18 protein-coding genes are annotated in these 20,065 nt (G+C 40.5%); 11 read left to right on the top strand and 7 right to left on the bottom strand.

Features of this window, described 5'->3' with window-relative positions; translation table 11 throughout:
- Positions 1 to 6 precede the first annotated feature (6 nt).
- Positions 7 to 1,371: a tetratricopeptide repeat protein gene (locus BV902_RS08415; protein WP_075991560.1), complete on the bottom strand. Its 1,365-nt coding sequence runs from the start codon at positions 1,369 to 1,371 to the stop codon at positions 7 to 9.
- 348 nt (positions 1,372 to 1,719) lie between these two features.
- Between BV902_RS08415 and BV902_RS08410 the strand changes: the two genes are divergently transcribed.
- The 10 genes from BV902_RS08410 (at position 1,720) to BV902_RS08365 (ending at position 15,276) form a co-directional block, all read left to right on the top strand.
- Positions 1,720 to 2,439, top strand: a complete 720-nt coding sequence (locus BV902_RS08410; RefSeq protein WP_075991559.1) for an RNA polymerase sigma factor — start codon at positions 1,720 to 1,722, stop codon at positions 2,437 to 2,439.
- A gap of 84 nt (positions 2,440 to 2,523) precedes the next feature.
- Positions 2,524 to 3,717 (top strand): FecR family protein, encoded by a 1,194-nt coding sequence (locus BV902_RS08405; RefSeq protein WP_075991558.1) that lies wholly within the window; start codon positions 2,524 to 2,526, stop codon positions 3,715 to 3,717.
- A 151-nt stretch (positions 3,718 to 3,868) separates the two neighbouring features.
- On the top strand, positions 3,869 to 4,105 hold the full coding sequence (locus BV902_RS08400; RefSeq protein WP_157625968.1) for a hypothetical protein: 237 nt from the start codon (positions 3,869 to 3,871) through the stop codon (positions 4,103 to 4,105).
- Positions 4,106 to 4,211: 106 nt separating this feature from the next.
- Positions 4,212 to 7,397 (top strand): SusC/RagA family TonB-linked outer membrane protein, encoded by a 3,186-nt coding sequence (locus BV902_RS08395; protein WP_083663521.1) that lies wholly within the window; start codon positions 4,212 to 4,214, stop codon positions 7,395 to 7,397.
- An 11-nt stretch (positions 7,398 to 7,408) separates the two neighbouring features.
- Positions 7,409 to 9,364: a RagB/SusD family nutrient uptake outer membrane protein gene (locus BV902_RS08390; RefSeq protein WP_075991556.1), complete on the top strand. Its 1,956-nt coding sequence runs from the start codon at positions 7,409 to 7,411 to the stop codon at positions 9,362 to 9,364.
- 24 nt (positions 9,365 to 9,388) lie between these two features.
- Positions 9,389 to 9,742, top strand: coding sequence for an Ig-like domain-containing protein (locus BV902_RS08385; RefSeq protein WP_083663520.1), 354 nt, complete (start codon positions 9,389 to 9,391; stop codon positions 9,740 to 9,742).
- 242 nt (positions 9,743 to 9,984) lie between these two features.
- On the top strand, positions 9,985 to 11,016 hold the full coding sequence (locus BV902_RS08380) for a LacI family DNA-binding transcriptional regulator (RefSeq protein WP_075991554.1): 1,032 nt from the start codon (positions 9,985 to 9,987) through the stop codon (positions 11,014 to 11,016).
- A 133-nt stretch (positions 11,017 to 11,149) separates the two neighbouring features.
- Positions 11,150 to 12,607: a hypothetical protein gene (locus BV902_RS08375; RefSeq protein WP_075991553.1), complete on the top strand. Its 1,458-nt coding sequence runs from the start codon at positions 11,150 to 11,152 to the stop codon at positions 12,605 to 12,607.
- A 17-nt stretch (positions 12,608 to 12,624) separates the two neighbouring features.
- Positions 12,625 to 14,022: an alpha-L-fucosidase gene (locus BV902_RS08370; protein WP_216640450.1), complete on the top strand. Its 1,398-nt coding sequence runs from the start codon at positions 12,625 to 12,627 to the stop codon at positions 14,020 to 14,022.
- A 216-nt stretch (positions 14,023 to 14,238) separates the two neighbouring features.
- A complete protein-coding gene (locus BV902_RS08365) occupies positions 14,239 to 15,276 on the top strand; it encodes a leucine-rich repeat domain-containing protein (RefSeq protein ID WP_075991551.1) in 1,038 nt (345 codons plus the stop codon).
- A gap of 78 nt (positions 15,277 to 15,354) precedes the next feature.
- On the opposite strand, the gene BV902_RS08360 is transcribed toward BV902_RS08365, so the two are convergent.
- The 5 genes from BV902_RS08360 to BV902_RS08340 form a co-directional block, all read right to left on the bottom strand.
- On the bottom strand, positions 15,355 to 15,768 hold the full coding sequence (locus BV902_RS08360; RefSeq protein ID WP_075991550.1) for a hypothetical protein: 414 nt from the start codon (positions 15,766 to 15,768) through the stop codon (positions 15,355 to 15,357).
- Between the two features lie 64 nt (positions 15,769 to 15,832).
- The gene (locus tag BV902_RS08355) at positions 15,833 to 16,609 is read right to left on the bottom strand and encodes a hypothetical protein (RefSeq protein ID WP_157625966.1); all 777 of its coding nucleotides are present in this window, start codon (positions 16,607 to 16,609) and stop codon (positions 15,833 to 15,835) included.
- A gap of 83 nt (positions 16,610 to 16,692) precedes the next feature.
- Positions 16,693 to 17,115 (bottom strand): DUF5958 family protein, encoded by a 423-nt coding sequence (locus BV902_RS08350; protein ID WP_075991548.1) that lies wholly within the window; start codon positions 17,113 to 17,115, stop codon positions 16,693 to 16,695.
- Positions 17,116 to 17,137: 22 nt separating this feature from the next.
- A complete protein-coding gene (locus tag BV902_RS08345) occupies positions 17,138 to 17,587 on the bottom strand; it encodes a hypothetical protein (protein WP_157625964.1) in 450 nt (149 codons plus the stop codon).
- 118 nt (positions 17,588 to 17,705) lie between these two features.
- Entirely contained in the window at positions 17,706 to 18,065 is a 360-nt protein-coding gene (locus BV902_RS08340) for a hypothetical protein (RefSeq protein ID WP_075991546.1), read from the bottom strand.
- 237 nt (positions 18,066 to 18,302) lie between these two features.
- Here BV902_RS08340 and BV902_RS08335 point away from each other — a divergent pair, with 237 nt between their 5' ends.
- Positions 18,303 to 18,848 (top strand): type II secretion system protein GspG, encoded by a 546-nt coding sequence (locus BV902_RS08335; protein ID WP_157625962.1) that lies wholly within the window; start codon positions 18,303 to 18,305, stop codon positions 18,846 to 18,848.
- A gap of 612 nt (positions 18,849 to 19,460) precedes the next feature.
- On the opposite strand, the gene BV902_RS08330 is transcribed toward BV902_RS08335, so the two are convergent.
- Positions 19,461 to 20,018 (bottom strand): hypothetical protein, encoded by a 558-nt coding sequence (locus tag BV902_RS08330; protein WP_075991544.1) that lies wholly within the window; start codon positions 20,016 to 20,018, stop codon positions 19,461 to 19,463.
- Between the last annotated feature and the right edge of the window lie 47 nt (positions 20,019 to 20,065).

The raw sequence follows: 20,065 nt of genomic DNA, 5'->3' as shown, positions 1-20,065 counted from the left end.
CCTTGATCATAATAGTCTGGACTGCATCTGCTTCAATACGGCCTTCATTTTCTCCTGATAGAGCTTATTTGACTTCGATAATTTCACAGCTCTCTGTTGTTCTTCTTCTGCCTGCGCATAAAAGCCAACCCGATACAACAATAAAGCCATCGTATAACGGAATGCGGGCACATCAGGTTTGAGCTCTATTGTTTTCTTTTGCCAACGGATCGCATCAAATATAACTTCCGGGTTATTCTTTTCAAAAGCCAGGATCTGTTGCGCACCGTAATTTAAATTAGTTGCCTGGTCATCCTGATAATATTTACGCCCTTTCCCCACTAGGGATTTGAATTCTGCGTTTTGCGCACTGTCCAATAAAAGACGGTTTCGTGTAAACTGGATCTGCCGATCCTGCGCAAAATCTATTCGGGACAATGAATCAGGATCAACCCGATAAAATGATTGATCGTAATAGTTCCGCGCCATCTGGATGTAAGATAGGCTATCTTTCATAAGCCGCTTATACTCCAAGGGATGAAAAGCTTGCGCATTAGATGCACGCAAATAATTAGGCGTCCATGTCGTATAGGCAAAATAACCAACTTCTTGGGCCAAAGAAAAGTTTTTCTTGTCGAGCGATTCCCGAAATGTCCGCTGTATAATCCTGTTGTTTATCTTTTTACGAACTGGCAATGGCAAAGAGGAATAGAGGCTATCCACCATTTTGTTATTGGTACGCGCCAGTAAATAAGATTTACTATTATATACAGGGCCACAGCTCAATAAAAATATAACTGTCTCAAAATTATTCAATTGCTCTATCGTCAGCTGCGCTATATAGTCACTCAATAGCTGCTGGTCTGTATATTGATCAAATGTCTGATTGTAGCGAAGTATTTTGCTCAACAAGGACTGTTGACGCATCCCCTTTCGATATTCTGCTATAAGCTTACCGAGAGTTTCAGCTTTTGCAAGCGTATTTGCCGAGTCTATGAGTCTTTCCAGCTCATCTCCCCCGTCAACCGCCTTGTCTATTCGTAAAATAGGAATCCCATCTTTATCAGTAACAAGGTACATCGGTTTGTTCAAATAGAAAGCCCGTTGCAACGGATGGTCAAATTCATCCCGATCCACCTGAACAATTCCCGACACAAACTGCGTACTGAGGATATCTTTTGCTTTTTTTGAAACAGAGCCTCTAAAAGGAATAAACTGATCGTCCCGTTGATGAACCACCAAGAACATCGGCTTATTTTCCTTTGCTGCGCGCTCCAGCAGCTGTAAATAATCTTCTTTTTGCGGAAATGTCTGCTGCTGTGCTATTGCAGGGTAAACAAACACCCAACACAAAAATATGAATACAGCAGATTGGAACTTGAAATGATTCATTATCTATGAAAATTAACTAGCAATAACTTATGATATAATTTATAGAATTGGATAAAAGTTTCAATTCTTCTATTCAAGAGACATCGAATTGGGAGGCCAAGCGAACAATTAAATAGCAAAAATGAATGTATAAAGCTAATAAAATACAGGCAAAAAACCACAACGAATTTAACTCTATATATAAAAAATTAATAAAAAAAAGAAAGCTCTGCAATAGCAGTTCCCGTAAGCCACTAGACAAATACCGATAAAAAAAAGCTTTGATAGCTAAACAGCGGCCGATCTACGAAGAGCAGGCCGCTTTTTCAGATAGACAAAGGGTACTTTACCACATCATGGCCGTTCCCTATGGAACAGATCGATGTCGGCAACAGAACAGTAGCGGGTACTCAAACGTTTTCGAAGAAATATAAGAACAGCTGCCTTCCTCAAATCCAAAACCTAAGCATATTTCCCTATATTTATACCGTGCTCCCAGAGCTCCTGTTATGTCAATTTCTTTATACATCATCAAACAAGGTGGAAAATTTGCAGATAGCTTTACCTTACGATATTGAATTTCTTTTTCAGCAATACTACCGACAGCTTTGTCTCTTTGCAAACAATATCCTACACGACGAAGCTTTGGCTGAAGATGTTGTTCAGAGCTTTTTCGCAGGGCTCTGCGAGGGACGCAGTACCCTACCCGATGATGAAAATACACGCCGAGGTTATCTCTTCATTGCCATCCGAAACAATTGCCTCAAACACTTCCGCAGTGAAAAAATAAAAAGTAAATACTTCGATCAGCTTGACAAAGATATGATCGAAGAGCAGACAGTCATGGATGCCATGATACAGGCCGAAGTCATAGACCAGCTCATGGAAGCCATTCATCAACTTCCTCAGGGCTGCAGACAGGTATTGCATATGGCCATCTTCGACAAACTCTCAAACGAAGAAATTGCGGGCAACCTGACCATCTCCATCAACACCGTCAAAAGTCAGAAAAAACGAGCGATACAGCTTCTCAGATCACGTTTAGATGCACGAGCACTCCTCCTCTTGTTATTTTTACTCACTGAATAACAATTATTTATAATTTTTATTTTTTTTCCTTCCATCCTTTTGCGCCCCCCGTGGCTCTTCTCTTTATACAGCCAATTGAACAACATGATGGATCACCAATTTATACTCGTAGATTTCTTAGTCAAGCACTTTAGCCGGACATTGAGTCAAGCAGATATGCAGGCTCTCCAAAAAATCTTTGAAGATGATCCGACCCTACGCGAACAATGGGAACGATATACCAGTCAGGGGCTCAGATCTAGCGATGCAGAGTTCTGGGATAGACTGGACCTGGATCAGGCTAGAGCGAAGATACTACACTATGCGTCGGCCAAACCAGCAAAACGACCATTACATACCCGCGGCATGCGCCAACTAAAGATCTATGCAAGTCTTGCAGCCAGCCTACTCATCTTTTTAGGTGTCGCATGGTTTCTAAACTCTGCTCCTCAGGACAAACAAATTGTCGCCGATCAAGTCTATCGGTATAACAACGATGTATTACCCGGCGGGCAGAAAGCCACGCTTACCCTCTCCAATGGTAAAACTGTCGCTCTTTCTGACAAGCAGACGACTATAGAGGAAACGCATGGCGAACAACTTCAGATCGTAGATGGCCAGTTGCATTACAAACCAAACAGCGGACAGGCCGAACTTGCAAGCCTAAAGAACACATTGAAAGTACCCGAATCGGGCTTCTACCGGATGGTCCTACCCGATGGCACCAAAGTCTGGATCAATTCAGCTTCCGAGCTGAGCTATCCTTTGGCCTTTGGTAAATCGACCCGCAATGTGGAACTACGGGGCGAAGCCTACTTTGAAGTGGCCCACGAAAAAAATCGGCCCTTCATCGTCAGCACGACACACGGTGATATTAAAGTACTGGGGACCGCCTTTAATCTGACGGCCTACAGCAATGTGGCCTCCAATGTCACATTAATCAATGGAAGTATCCAGCTGACCAATAAAAATAATACGACCAAACAAATCGTACCTGGACAGAAAGTCGAATTCGACGGCAGCGCCATGCGCGTCTCTCAGGCAAATATTGAAAAAGAAACCGCCTGGCAACATGGCTATTTCTATTTCGAACACGACCAGATTCAGGACATTATGGAACAGCTGGCACGCTGGTATGATATCCAGGTTATCTACAAAGGACCGATCAGTAAGAAAAAGTTTGGCGGGAGCATGAGCCGAAGTGTAAGCCTCGCCGAAGCCTTAGAACTCATTAAACGCGGGGCCGGCCTTGAATTTGAAATTGACAGAAAAACCGTTACCGTAAAGAACAAAAACTAAAAAGATAAACCAATTTTTAAAAACCAAAGGAGGACCAAAGATGATTTAAATATTTACCTACTCCAACAAACATTGCTATTACTCTATTCGGCAGTGCTTGAATAACATCTATATGTGAATTAAACAAAAAACCAACCCTATTACTGAAAATATGAATTACTTTATCAAATGTAAAGATTACCTATTCGGGAACCGAATGGCTGAACCTAGCTTTGCACCTCTCTTTTCCAAAAAGGTGAAAGCCACCCTTTTCCTGGGTTTACTATTTACCTATGGTGTCTACGGTAAAACCGAAGCCCAACAGGTTACCCTGCATATCAATAAAGGAAATCTAAAATCGGTCTTTACAGAAATCAAAAAAACAGACCGGATATCATTTCTTTTATGACGAAAGTCTCTTTAATGATCTCAAGCAGGTAAATGTAGACGTTTCCAACCAAAAACTGGAAAACGTTCTCAAAAAGCTTTCAGACGAGTTGCCCCTGCAGTTTGAAATGCACAAAAACCATATTATTGTATTGCCAAGTGCGCCAAAGAGTATGCCCCAAACGCTGCAACAGCAATCTACCATCAAAGGGCAATTGGTAGCAAAAAAAGATGGCAAGCCCATCGAAAACGCAACGATCAGCATCAACGGCGGCAACAGCAGGACCTCTTCCGATAGTAAAGGAAACTTTTCCCTGCAAACAGTCCAGGCGGAAGGTACGCTGACCATTTCGCACCTTTCCTTCAAACCACAGACTGTGCGGTTTAACAGTGCAACAGCCAGTGCTTTGACAATAGCATTGGAGGAGAATGACAGTGCATTGGAGGAAGTAGTTGTTGTCGGATTCGGCACACAAAAGAAAGTCAACTTAACAGGAGCCATTTCACATGTTGGCAAAGAGGCCTTTGAAAATCGACCGGTAGCCAATATCGGGCAGGCTTTACAGGGTCTTGTTCCCAATCTAAACATCACCTTCGGAAATGGTTCGCCAAACAGCACACCTGGGTTTAACTTACGGGGTGGTACCTCCATGAATTACAATGGCAATACAGGAGTATTCGAATCCGTAAACGGAGACCCTTTGGTGATTATAGACGGCGTAGAGAGTTCTACCGGTGCCTTGAATCAGCTCAACCCGAATGATATCATGGACATGTCTTTTATCAAAGATGCATCTGCTGCAGCAATCTATGGTACAAAAGCAGCCTATGGGGTAATACTGGTACGTACCAAGCGGGGTGAATTCAATCAGAAAGGCAAGATCGCCTACAACTTCGACTCCAACTTTGATACCCCCTCTGGGCTACCTGATATCCTTAACGCGTATGAGATCCAAAAATCAGGCATGGACAGGACATTATGGACCAACGGCAAACCAGGTACTTCCGATGAAAAAAAGCTGGAGATGATCCAAAAGTACATGGACAATCCCACTCCCGAAAATGCATGGTATCAGGAAGGGAACAGCATTATTTGGGTAGCTAACGTTAACCCATTTGAGGAAGCCGTCAAAAAATGGACGCCGATGCAAAAACATACGCTCAACCTCAGTGGTGGAGCCGAGTCCATTAACTATTATATTTCGGGTGGTATGCAGAATCAATCGGGTATGTACAAGATCAATACCGATAAACTGAAACGCTATAACGCCCTGATGAATATCAACGCCAAAGTGAATAACTGGTTCAGCGTTTTTGGAAAAATAGGTTTCGACCAAACAAATTTCAATAGCCCCTATATCGTTGGGGGCAAAGGCAGCATCTGGTCGGCTATGATGGGTGAGACGAACAAAAACATCAATATGCCTATCCAAACCGGTCCCAATGATCCGCTCCCCAATACCTATACAGACAATATTCTTGCCTGGCTGAGCTATGGTGCAAACAACCAGTCCATGGACAGAAGAGTATCCTTGTTGATTTCGCCCGAATTTACCTTGATACCGAATGCGCTGAAATTAAAGGCAGACCTCAGTTATCAGCCCCAGTCTTATAGTTTGAGCCGATACAGCCCCAAATTCAACCAAGTCGTAGACTCTTGGCAGTATACCTCTCAACAGGCCGAAGCGGCTGAAAACAGAGCGTATTTTGACAATAATAACACCAACAAATATCTGGTCAACATCTATGCTGATTATAAGAAAACCTGGGCAGAGAAACATAATTTCGCTACTGTAGTCGGCTACAATCAGGAGCAGACAAAATATAATCAGATCACGAACACATTCAGAAAGTTGATCTCGCCAGATATACAAAACCCTGATGCCGCTGAGGACCCATCTCTGCATACGGTCTCCCGAAATGCCTACACGCTTGCGGGACGAGCACTATTTGGGCGTGTCAGTTACAACTTTGCAGAAAAGTACTTTGTTGAGAGCAATCTCCGCTATGATGGAAGTGCAAAGTTTACGGAAAAAGACCGATTTGTCACTTTTCCATCCTTCTCTGCCGGTTGGCGCATATCGCAGGAGAATTTTATGGCCGGAACTAAGAGCTGGCTCAACGAACTCAAATTGCGTGGAAGCTGGGGGAAATTAGGAAATCAGCCTTCATCCATCTATCCCTATCAGGCAACCATGAATACCGGCAAAGCGCCTTACTTAATCAACGGGCAGCAAATAGTCTATATCGATCCTCCGGGACTCGTATCCCCATACCTTACGTTTGAGAAAGCCAGAACATGGAACGTCGGTTTTGATGGAACATTTCTCAAAAACAGGCTCGATGTAACATTTGAATATTACAATAGAAAGACCACCGATATCCTGACCGATGGCAGTGCCTCGTTTCCAACCACTTTGGGAACCGCTGCGCCACTGGAAAACTCAGGTATACTCGAAACCAAAGGATTTGAACTTTCTTTCCTTTGGAAGCAAACGATCAATGCGGACCTCCGCTACCGTGTAGGCCTCAACCTATCCGACTACCTCACCAAAGTACAGCATTACGCTGCCAACACCAGCATGATGATCACCAACTCTTCGGGCAGGGAGGTGATGTATGATGGTAAAACGATCGGCGAAATATGGGGTTACCGTACCGGTGGTATACTACAGGAAAGTGATTTCGCAGGTCGTAATCCAAGCAATGGCAACTGGATCTACAACGGGGCCTATCAGGGCACGCTATATCCAGGTTATATTTGGTACCAGGATCTTGGCGGACCGGAGGGAATTCCTGATGGAAAGATAGATGCCGGACTGAACACCTTGGCAAATCCAGGCGATCGGGTCGTTATTGGAAACTCTACACCACGTTATCGATTTGGTATCACTGGAAATGTCCAATATAAACATTTCGATCTCGACTTTTTGTTCCAAGGTGTGCTGAAACGTGATATCTGGGCCGGACTATCTTCTTACTGGGGCGGTGGAGCAGGCTCAAAATGGATGTATGAGAGATCTTGGACACCAGACCGCACAGATGCTGAATTTCCAATGTACGGTTCTTCGGTCAATGTCCAGGACAGATACTTGATCAATGGCGCTTATCTGAGACTTAAACAGGCGGTATTGGGCTATACCCTACCGCAGGAGATGACCAAACGATTTGGTGTGGAGCGCCTGCGTTTCACGCTTGCCGGTTACAACATTTTTGAGCTCACAAAAATACCTACAATTTTTGACGTCGACCAGATATCTGCAGACTATCCACAAAAGAGATCAATTGCTTTTGGTGCCCAAATTGTTTTCTAACTAATACTACTATGAAAAAAAATATATCCAGATTAATCGTCATTGCCGCAGCATCCTCCTTATTGCTGACACAATCTTGTAACGATAAATTTTTACAGCTAAGTCCCGAGACCGATCTATCGAAGGACAACTCCTTACATACCGAAACGGAGTTGACATTATACCTCAATAATCTCTATAACCGCTATATTCTAGGACACGGTTCAGGCTGGGCCGATGCTAAAGTAAACCCCAATGTTGTCGGCGGCAGCCATTTGTTGGCATCCGACTTTATGACCGACAATATGGTCCGCTACGGCAATATCAGCAGTATGATGGACAACACCTTTATTCCACCAAATGCAGGTACGTCGGTAGACTGGACCTGGGAAAACCTACGCTCGGTAAATTATTTCCTCAAAAACTACAGCAATGCTTTGCCCGCCGTCAACAATGACATCAGCAGACTGAACAAATATGTGGGCGAGGCCTATTTCTTTAAGTCGATGGATTACTACCGCAAGCTTATGCTTTTTGGAGATGTGCCCTGGTTTTCAAGCGACCTCAATATCGACAGCAAGGACCTTTACAAACCTCGGGATAAGCGAACAGTGGTTGCTGATTCTTTAATGAAGACAATCGATCTTGCTATTACAGGTCTTGCAGGCATTACTGGCCGTCCAGACGGACGTATCAATCAGGATATGGCCTTGTTTTTAAAAGCGAGAATTGGCCTTTTCGAAGGCTCCTTTAGGACCTACCACAACGAGCTGTCTCTACAAAGCACAGCAAAACCTTTTTTGGAGGCAGCTGTGGATGCTTGCGAAAAAATCATCGCCTCAGGTCGCTATCAATTGTATGCTACGGGTGAAACTCCTTACTGGAAATTGTTTACATTCAAGAAAGATCCAAATTCCGACGGCAATAAAGAGGCTATCTTAGCCCGCGTTTATGATGGCACTGTTGTCGGTCACGCAACGCAGCGTTATTGGGATCAGAACAACAGTATTTCGGGCGGAAGACCTGCTGGAGGTGCAACACGGGGCCTGATCGATGAATATCTGTGTATTGACGGTAAACCGATCTATACGTCAGGATCCGCTGGCAGCTATACTGCCAACCCACTTTTCAAAGGTTACGATGGCCTCTGGTCTGAACTCGAAAACCGGGATCCACGTCTGAAACAGACCATTAATTATCCCGGTGAAAATCGCTCCTTGTTTAATCGAACAGATGGGACGACCAGCCTCGAAAAAAACGGCATCACCTATCCTCGGCTATCTTACAATGTCAGTGGTGGTACCACCGTAACCGGTTACTTACCTATTAAGCACTGGATGGGTGACCGTACCGAAAATGAAGCGACAACAAACGGACAACAAACGGCTATTGAATTCCGCTATGGAGAGGTATTGCTGATGTTAGCAGAAGCAAAAGCCATTTTAGGTACATTGACGCAGAACGACCTAGATAAAACAATCAATCTATTACGTCAACGCGCGGGATTTGACTTTGCGAAATATCCGAGCAGCAAACTCGAGCTTGGCAACCTCCCTGCCGATCCAAGGCTCGATGAAATCTATGCTGCAAAACTTGATTATTCCGTTAGCCCCATCATCCGTGAAATAAGAAGGGAACGCCGTATCGAGATGGTCCTGGAAGACCGTCGATATGAAGACTTGATGCGATGGAAGGCCGGCAACCTGATGACGGTTCCGTTACGGGGTATGAAATTTACAGCAGAAAAAGGAAAACTCTACGACGGTACCCATACTGCCAAACCAGTTATTGCCCTAAAAGAAGAAGTCAATAAAGACATCTTTTTAGATAATAACGGATTTATCATCGCTTATCCGCGGAGTGCCAACATTACAAATGGTGTCGCCTTATGGGCAGACTACCGCTACTATTGGCCGTTGCCTTTATACGATCTCACTTTAGATGGTAATCAGCTCGTTCAAAATCCGGGATGGCTGGGTGCAAAATAATACGTATTAAAAAGAAATAACATTATGAAAATTAAAGCATATATCTACCTGTCGATTAGCCTCCTATGTGTAACTATGGGGTTGAACGCATGCAAAAAGGACCTGGGGCCCATTAAAGACAACTTGACTGTTCGGGAAGCTGTACTTTCTGGAGGTTTCATGCAGATTCCTGTTAAAATCGGAACGCCGCTTCAGATCAATCTGGCAGTCAATCCGGGAAACCGCAGTGTCACTGAGGCGACCTATACCAGCAAACATCCAGAAATCGCAACATATAGCAATACAGGCTTGGTTACCGGCTTAACAGTCGGTAAGGATACCATCACCATACGATCTGGCGAACTCCATGTTTGGTATATTGTCAATGTAACCAAATAAAAGCGGACATATGAACAAGTCAAAAGAATAATGGTAAGAGATGACCATTTGTTAGTTTAGTGTTTAGTTTAGACTATCAGGCGTTTTTAGTTTTGCCTGATAGTCTTGTTTTATCGACGAAGGAATATGACAGCTAAAAACGTCAAACAGGCAACCGACAACAAATACTAGGGATCAAAGCGATTAACAATGTTTACTTGAAGTTTCTCCATTCCGATTTTTCGAAAAGGCAATTCATCAACATGAAAAAAATAACTATAAAAGATATCGCCAAAGCTTTAGGATACTCTATAGGCACCGTCTCTAAAGCGCTCTCAAATAGTCACGAAATCAGTGCCATAACGAAGGTTGAAATTCAAAAATTTGCTGATGAGCATGGTTATCAATCCAATCAATACGCTAAACTATTGCGTACGGGACGAACAAATATTATTGGTATGATCGTTCCTTCGATTGGCAATCCATTTTTCTCACAGATTCTCGAAGGAATTGAAAGAGAGATGTCAGACACGACTTACAACCTAATCATTATGCAAAGTGTAGACGACCCCCGGCTTGAATTAAAACATTTAGAAATGTTATATAAAAAGGGAGCAGATGCCGTCGTGATTGCAGCAACGGGCGATAAAACGACATTAACGTATCTTCAACGATTAATTGACAAAGGTATACCTATTGTACTTATTGACCGAACCAATTACGAAATAAACACGTATAAAATCGGAATAGACAATTTCAAAGTCGTTTACCAAGGGATTTCTCAGTTAATCAATCAGGGCAAAAGGAAGATTCTATTTATTTCCAATCAATCGCGGGGCACATCACTAGAGCGTCAGCGTGGTTATATTCAATGTCTTCGGGATTTTGACATCACATTTAATTCAAATGATCTACTGTCGATAGAAACGAATAGAAAAAGAGTAGATGTGCTGGATCAATTAAAAAACCATCTCACAGGTCTCGTTGATTCAAGAGCTTTGCCCGAGGCAATTTTTACCGCATCCGACCAGCTCACCTATTTAACGTTAGAAGCTTTACATGCAATCGGAATTACTGTACCAGAGCGCATTGCTCTTCTAGGCTTTGCTAATTTTCAATACACAACTATATTTCAACCCTCATTATCAAGCGTAGTACAGCCTTCGCGTGAAATCGGATCTCAGGCTTTTGCTATTCTCAATAAAATTTTGGACAGTCCGGATCACAAGATCACAACGCAATATCAGAACATCGAATTACAGGCCTCTATCCTAACACGCAAGTCTTCTGAATAAATATATGAATTGAAACGTTTTCGCGAATTATGCAAACGATTGACTTAAACACAAAACACTGTAAACCAAAATATAATCTTTACTATAGCCACCAATATACATTAACAATTATAAATTATTTACTTCAAAAATTATGACAAAACAAACAAAAAGACGGATGCAGATCATGAAAGGATTTGCATTGTCCACCGCGGTCCTATCACTTATTTTTGCCTGTTCAAAGCCATTGGTAGAGCAAAATGCAGCAGAAACTCAACGTTTAAAAGCGTCATCGAATGGTGCCATAGACACCGCACTTTCCAACCTTACCTTTGTGACTAATCCAGTAAATCTCAATATAATCATGTTTGTACCCACAGACAATCCAGCATTGCCTAACTATAAAACACGGTTATCCCAGCTATTTGTCCATTTCCAGGACTGGCTGCATAATGAGATGGGTCGCTATGGTTATAGCAGCTATCTGGGCCTGGCAAAAGATTCTGCAGGCCTAGTTAACATCATAGAAATTCCGGCCGCAGGAGCTCAAGCGGACTACCCCTACAGCTCGGCCGTATCCGCTGGTAAAATTATAAATGAGATCAATACATATAAAGCTGCCCATCCAAGCCAATTTTCATCCAACAATCACTATTTGGTACTTTTGCCAGCAAGAACAGATGGTGATAACAGCCAACCATTCTATGGTTATGGGAAATACTGCTTTGCAGTAGATAATTCCTCCATGTCTGTCAATGGAATTCCAAACCCTAGCTCAAACTATCTCGGCGGCATGTTACATGAATTGGGCCATGGATTAAATTTACCCCATAACCGCGCTAAATATGTCAGTGAAGAACCTACACTGGGTACATCATTGATGGGAAGCGGCAATGTGAGTTTTAGCAAGGGACAGCCTACTTTTCTAACCGGCTCTGATGCAGCAATTCTCAACAGAAATGAAGTTTTTCAACCTGCAGTGACGACAGCTAGCCCTTATCAGGCACCTACATATTCGGTACAACCTCAATTTGCCATTGACAACAGTCAGCAAAAAATCTTTATTACTGGAAATTATACGTCCAATTTGCCTGTGAGTGAGATATTGGTTTATATGGATCCCAATGTAAACAACGAAGGCACAGGAGCCAACAAAGATTACAATGCAGTTACCTGGAAATTTGCCCCCGTTTCCTCTGGAGTCATCCAAGGGACTATAGATCTGAATGAGCTTTACTACAAAGGCAATACACCTTACGAACTTAAGCTAAAATTATTATTGCAAAATGGCTACACAACTTCTAATGTTTACGAATTTAACTATGTCAATGATCTCATGACAACCAATCAAGATTCGGTGTATACCTATTCCAATGCGTCCTATGCCGGTGTGAAAGGAAGCTTTGGCAAAGGGCAATATACTACTTCGGATTTATTAGCAAAAGGCGTGACAGACAATAGCATCTCTTCTATTAAAGTTGGTGCCAATGTTAAAGTAACTTTATACAACGGCAACAATTTTACGGGAGATAGTCTTGTTGTCACCTCTTCGTCTTCCTATCTCTCGACTTTTAACGATAAGGTTTCATCCATGAAAGTACAAAACCGTTAGAAAACTTGGGAAATACGATGCATAACTTATTTTTAAGAAACACGAGTAGCTTCCTGGCTCTGGTATTCGCCTTAATGGCATTCAAAGTGTCGGGCCAGCCCACTCCCTGGTTTACCGACGGGAAATTTGGTCTGTTTCTGCACTGGGGGCTCTATTCCCAGACCGCGGGCGACTGGAATGGCCATCCCACCAAAGGTGGCGAGCATTTTATGCTCTACGAACGCATACCCGTCAAGACCTATGCAAAGATCGCCGATCAGTTTAATCCAACAGGCTTTGATGCCGACCGTTGGGCTCAGATAGCCCACGATGCCGGCATGAAATACCTGGTGATCACAGCCAAACACCATGATGGATTTGCGATGTATAACTCAGCAGTCAGCGACTATAATATCGTCAAGCGCACCCCTTGGGCAAAAGATCCGATGAAGGAGCTTGCGGTGGCCTGTAAGAAATATGGCCTCAAGCTCTGCTTCTATTATTCCCTTGGCCGCGACTGGGAAAACCCCGATGTGCCTACCAACTGGCCTACCAAAGCCGGGCGCAGCAATACCTGGGACTATCCCGACGAAGATGCCAAAGACCTCAACAAATACGTGGAAAACAAGGTCAAACCGCAGCTGCGCGAATTGCTGACACAATACGGTCCTATCGGCATTATCTGGTTTGATACTCCCGAGCTGATCACCAAAAAACAAAGTCAGGAAATCAAAGATCTGATCCATTCCATTCAGCCCAATTGTATCATCAACAGCCGGATAGGCAATGGACTTGGCGATTATGCTGTTGTTGAGCAGTCGCTGGTTTCTACTACACGGAAGAACTGGGAAGCCTGCATCACGATGAGTGAAAACTGGGGTTACAATAGACATGACACAGAATGGAAAAGCCCCGAGCTGCTGGTCCGCAACCTTATTGAAGTCGTGAGCAAGGGGGGCAACCTGCTGCTCAATGTAGGCCCCAAAGGAGATGGTACCTGGCCAGTTGAAAGTCAGGAAAATCTTCGCATCATTGGACACTGGATGAAGACCAATGGTGAAGCGATTTACGGTACTACGGTCTGGAACGGAGTCAAACAAGCGCTGCATACCGTGCCGTCGGACAATAAAGCAACCGAAAAGGATAAAGCCAGTATGAAAGATGCCGTGAATGATGCAACGTCGAAAGAAATCGTATCAGACTACCGCTTTACGCAGAAAGGGAAAAGTGTTTATCTTTTTGTGCGTAGTCCTTCAACGGCTACGATCGACATCCCGGAGCTTGCAAAAAGTAGCCTCGACATCAAAAGTTTAGCACTTCTCGGCAATTCCTCAAAGGTGAAATGGACACAAGGAAGAGATGGCCTACAGCTGTCTTTACCCACTGTCAAAGACCCAGAAATTCCGATTTACGTATACAAGATCGAAACGAAATAGCCCAGCGCCTATTTCACAAACGGTCTTACTCCCTTTAACAATAAGCTCCCTGATTATTGAATTATCAGGGAGCTTTTACGATTCAGAACGAAACCCAAACCATTATTCATCCAGGTGCGACGAATCGTAAGCCAAAGCGATCGGATATAAATCCACAGAAAAGACTAGTCTTAAAATGTGCATCTTTGCTTTAACGACAAAAGACAAAGCACACACATGAAAAAATATATTATCGTATTCAGTCTATCCTTACTTACGTTAAGCGTATCAGCGCAGAAGAAAAAGAAAAAACAGGGCCCACCACCCGTGGTGAAACCTATCCCCGAGCCACCAAAGGTGATCGAACAGGCGGGTACTTCGGAAAGCATGCCTGCGGCTATAATATCCATGCCCATGCGGGCGGCAGATCAGGTGCGCATCAAAAAGACGGATGGGCAAGAATTCAATCTGGAGAAACTGGAGGAATTGGTAAGCACAGACCTAGCTCAGGTAAAAACCTTATTCCTGGGTTCTTCCATCTCTGGAAAGAAGCTCAGCAGCGAAATCCTGCAAAAGATTATGGACGAAGGCAATCAAATGGAGTCACTGGAAATTAGCAATCTAGACATCAGCACATTTCCTGAAATCACAGCCGCCCATCCTAAACTTAAAAAGATCGCGTTAAGCAGAAATAATCTCAGTGTACTTCCCGCAAGTATTTCCAATCTGACAGCGTTGGAAGAATTCGACTGCAACAATCCCTTGACGGGTTTGCCGGCATCCTTTGCACAACTCAAAAACTTAAAACAGCTCGGGCTTAACGGAAATCTGTTCAGCACTTTTCCCAAAGAAATTTTTAGTTTGAACAAGCTGTCTTTCCTATACCTTTCGGGCAATTACAAAGGTGAGACCAAGCTGACAGATCTGCCCGATCTATTTGAGCAGTTGCCCGAACTAAAAGAACTCGGCATAGAACATGCGGGGCTATCGACACTGCCAAAATCTATTGCTGCATTAAAAAAACTAGAAAAGGCCAATTTTTCTTTCAATCAATTTACAAGCTTCCCCGCCGCATTGTACAATAATCCCAAACTGGTGTTTGTACCATTTACGAATAATCCCCTGCAATGGGAACCATTTTTGGCTTCTGTCAAAAAAATAAAATGGAGCGGTCTCTTCTTTTTGAACGATACAGGGCTTAGCAAAAAACAGTACGAACAGGTACAGCAGATCCTCAGCAAGACGGATGTCTATTATGATGAGATGAATGATTAAACATTTTTAAAGTTAGCCCAAAAGATAATTTTTGGGCTAACATTCGAAATTATTCATTCCAAATTACACGCGATACAATTATTGTTCATGAAATTTATCTCTAATCGACTTTGCTAAATTTGGAATATCAACAATAGCTTGATCAATCATTTTTCGATATAAATTTTCTCCATATTTTGCTATTAAATGCTCATTTAAATCACCGCTCGCTCGCCTTCCCTCACTATAAACATAAGTAGGCAAAATTAAATAATTTGGCACATCATTAAAGGTTATCATTTCCCATGACAATAGCCCTTTAAAATCTTTTACAGCATCCCTGATTTTGCTATATATAACATCATTTTTATCTTTTTCCTTAAATCTGAAACGTAGAAATGGGTATCCCGCATACCGATCATCTATTGACATCATTGATATTCTACTTGTCCCAATCGGGCAAATATCATTTAATGTAAAAAACAAAATTCTATTTATTTCTTCAAAATCCATATTACAGACATTTAATTTAATAGCAATGTTAGTCTGACAGTTTATTCGCCTTGAATTTTAAAAATCAAAAGTCATCAGACATTATTAATTCGGAGAAAGTGCGTTTTGAAAGATTAATTTCTAATTTCCCATAGGTACCTTCATATGTGGGCGAATCAAAAGAAATTATAGGATAGTACCTAAAAAAATCCTTAAGAGATTTATTATTCTTTAAGAAGATATTTACGTCAACAAGTACACTATCTGAATTACTATAAACTTTCAATTGTTTGTAAAATGCATTATTGCCCTCTTTATTTTTCAAAATTGATGTTAGAACAGAATCAATAAAAATTAAATCTCTTTGATTCAGATTATAACTATTATCAAAAACAGAATCCTTTGGAGCATTGAAAATTGCATAATCATGAAACCTCTTTTGATCGAAATAATTTGTACTATACGTGTTCCCTTTTTGTAACCGTAGTCTCCTGAAGAAACTATCCCCTATATATAAATCCATAAAGCCATTTCGTAATAAAGCCTTATTAACCTGTTTAAAACCAGGAGTAAAGAAGAAAGTATTTCCATCTATTCTAGTTCTACCCGTTATAGTATTCTCTGCCAACAATAGCGGATTTTCTGTGGGATCGATTAATTCCAACGTAGCAGAATCAAGACCTAGGGAATAATCAATTACCCGATATGAGGAGTCTTCTCGTATTTCAATAGCGTAATCCGAAGCACCAAACATATCACTATTGACTGTTACGGCCTCAGCCAAAACATGATCTTTAGGGGTACTATTACAAGAAACTGTAAAAATTACGACGACCATGCAAATAAATGCGCTTCCTCTCATAAATCTCATTATTTTCCCAATTTTAATAGAACAGACATAACCCTCGGCTGATTTATTCGAGCCCAACTTCATACCCTTCTTCCTTAAGATACCATTACCCTCTCAAGCTTTTCATGATCAGACAAATCCCAATACCACCATTTGTGAGGATTATCTTTTTCATTAATAAATCTTCTCTCATAAGCTACTTTAAATAAATTTAAAAGCAGCACAAATGCCTTTGTTAACTCATATTCCGGCAGATTTATAATTTTTTTCAAATTATGGTTTGCAACCCCTTTTTTAAGTAGAACGCAGGGGATAAAAGTGGACTTTAAATCACTTTTTATAATCGCGGGTTCAATATCTCCTTCCTCCGGTTTAGACTGCATAATTAGAAAAAGAAGTTCGTTTAGAAATTTCTTTTTCGTCATCAATTCAAGTAATCTAAAACCTGTTGTTAATTGATCAATTGCAATCAAACCTTGTCCAAACCGATTGACTAAAATTTGGTCTTCTAATTTCATATTTATATAAGTAAGGATAAGATTATATCCCCGACCATGTTGTTTTCATAAGTACCCATTTTCCAGTTGCACAATGATATTCAAATATTACGATAGCACCTCCTGTATTGGCAAAGCTGTAATTATCATTTTTATATCTAACACGGAAGTCAACGATATTAACGGTCAATCTATTACCATTTAGGATTGGTAAAATCTTCCAAGCATGAATACCTTTTTTTAAACGGCCTTTATTTTTTTTATCATTTACATCTATTGAGCTGAATTTATTCTTTTTATTATCCAACGAAAGATAATATGCTCGATCATTGGCATCAATCAAATAAATATCTTCATTATATGGGTTTTGATCAAGATACTTTGTTTGTAATATAATTGCTGTATCAACCATTCTCTTATATTCGTCCTTACTTTGGCCATAAACTATAAAGCAAACAAAAAAACTTAAAATTATTAGCACAATTTTCTTCATCTTTTACCGCGTTAATGTAGATAAATCATTATTAAACATAAATACCCTCTTTTTTACAGGGCCACCTGAAGTAAATAGCAAAGCCCGTCTATCAGCATTGGGCCTTGTTTCATTAGTTTCATTCAATGAAATGCGCCTTTATCTCCGATACTACATCCGAAAAATGTTTCCACTCCAAATGCGAATAAATATCCTTGACCACACCTATCTTACTGAAAACGGAGAAAAAATAGCCCTCATTTAATATAGCTTGAAGAGCTGCATGAATCCCCTGGTAAGAGAGCTCTTTTACAATAAGCATATCTGTAGACCAAAAATAAATTTCACGATTTTTCTCCATCAGTTTATCGATATTAGTCAACGTAAACAATGTTCCAAAATAAACCTCATCATTCTCTAAAATAATGTTGACATCAAGGTTATCATCATATACATCGATAACTTGATAAGGAGCTGGAAATCGAACTTTAAATTTCATAACCTTTTTACTTTTTATAAACTGTCAACCAAACTACATCTGTCTCGACACCTTTTTTACTACTATCTAAAAGATATCTAGCGTCCCGAAATTGCAACAGCAGCTTTTTATCCATGCTTAATAGGTCGACATCTATTCCTTAACAGACGCCTCATCCGCTAAGGAATTTAAAGAAAAAAATCAAATATTTTCCTTTATTTTTAATTCAACTAAAAGAGAATATTTAACGGGGTATCTATGGATAATAGATTAAAAAAAATAATAATTATAATAGGGAATATCCTGTTCACTATTGGCTTAGTTTTAACTATAGGAATGGTCTTCTTTGGACTTTGGCCCAGCCTTGTTTATGTACTATTTATGGCTCTCGGTGCAATCCTGATCGTTTCAACAAAATATGCAAAATGGAAAGCAATCAAGATTAATATTGATTCGATAAAAAGACTTATCAGCTTAACCGGTATTGTTTTATTTGTCTGCATGATAATATTTACTACTTTATATCTTTCAACTAAAAACTATTTTAAAGAAAAATATACAATCCGTGATTGTGCAGAAATTACTGCAGTTTTAGAAAGCTATAAAAAAGATGATAAGCCTTATCCTCGCAGTCTAGATTCCCTTATCGGAAACAACCCTATAAGAGCAGAATGGAAAAAGGATCGATGGAATACGAGTTATAAATATTACACGACCAACAATGATAGCTCTTACACTTTAACTTCTGCTGGAAAAGATAAAATATTCAATTCTAAAGATGATATTATATATAAAAGCAATTAAAACAGCTGATATATCTCCGAATCATAAAACCTAGCCCCATAATCATAGCGATATATTATCCTATAATTCGGAACCAAAGCAAAAACATCAAAATACTAAAAGTAAGCGTTAGAATTAGGATTAGCTTATATACATTTAACTTTGCATTTAGATCGTTAAATCTAGGGATCAATAAAGTAAAAATCAAGGCTATTAAAGAAACGCATAAGATTTCTTTAAAAAGGACTGGATATGAGTATCTATGCAAATAAAGATCAGATCCAATAATTACCATATATATTGTCGTAAACGCAATTGAGGTATGATAAAAAAAACGCCTCTTCTTAATTATTAAGATCAGCATATTTATAGTAAATAATGTGATTAGACAGCATATTGACACTATACTGTGATATGGAACGGGGTAGCCGTAGGTACCTTTTGGAAGTCCTAAATATCCATCATAGTTTATCAAATCATTGCCTTTTTCGACCAAAAATATTAGCTGAAGAATGATGACTAAGCACGCTATAATTTTAAATAGGTTTTTCATAATTAGCTTTTCGCTCTGGTATTTTTCTTTATCAGGTAATCCGAATAAAGCACAACATCAACTTATCACTATCAGCATAGTTATTGATTTTTAATTTTCAACAATTCGGCCCTTGCATTACTAAAAGGAGAATGCTCAACAAAAATTTTATGATCAATTTTTTCAATGCTAAATTTCGCATTATGCCGATCCACCTTAAACAAGTCCAAATCTGTTAGCATATATACATTTTCTTTTAGATTGTCAGAAGACGGAAACCACTCATAAGAATAGACATCCCTGCCCTTATAAACAAAAATAAATCGGGCACCAACATCTGTATAGCTCCTTAAGTTAAAACCTAAAATTTCATTTATTTCATCTAAAGAATACTTTCCACTAAAATAATAGACGGTGTCCCAATCAAAATCAAACGCTTTTTCCATATCCAGAATGCATCCATTATTTGACTTACATTGCTGAAATTCTCGCATCACTGTATTATCAAAATTAGGATCTTGGGAACAGCCCAGCAGAAAAAAGACCAACATGAATACGTACCATTGGAACTTTTGTTTGATCATCCCATTATATTCCTGATCGGTAAAATAATTTTTCAGCAAACCTAGTTGCTGCTCCACTTCTAACTTCAGATTCATTACTTCAGACAACTAATTTTGAATACAATCAAGCCCTAATTACACTA

Source organism: Sphingobacterium sp. B29, assembly GCF_001952815.1.
Taxonomy (GTDB): Bacteria; Bacteroidota; Bacteroidia; order Sphingobacteriales; family Sphingobacteriaceae; genus Sphingobacterium; species Sphingobacterium siyangense.
This window is presented reverse-complemented; position numbering and strand designations above follow the sequence as displayed.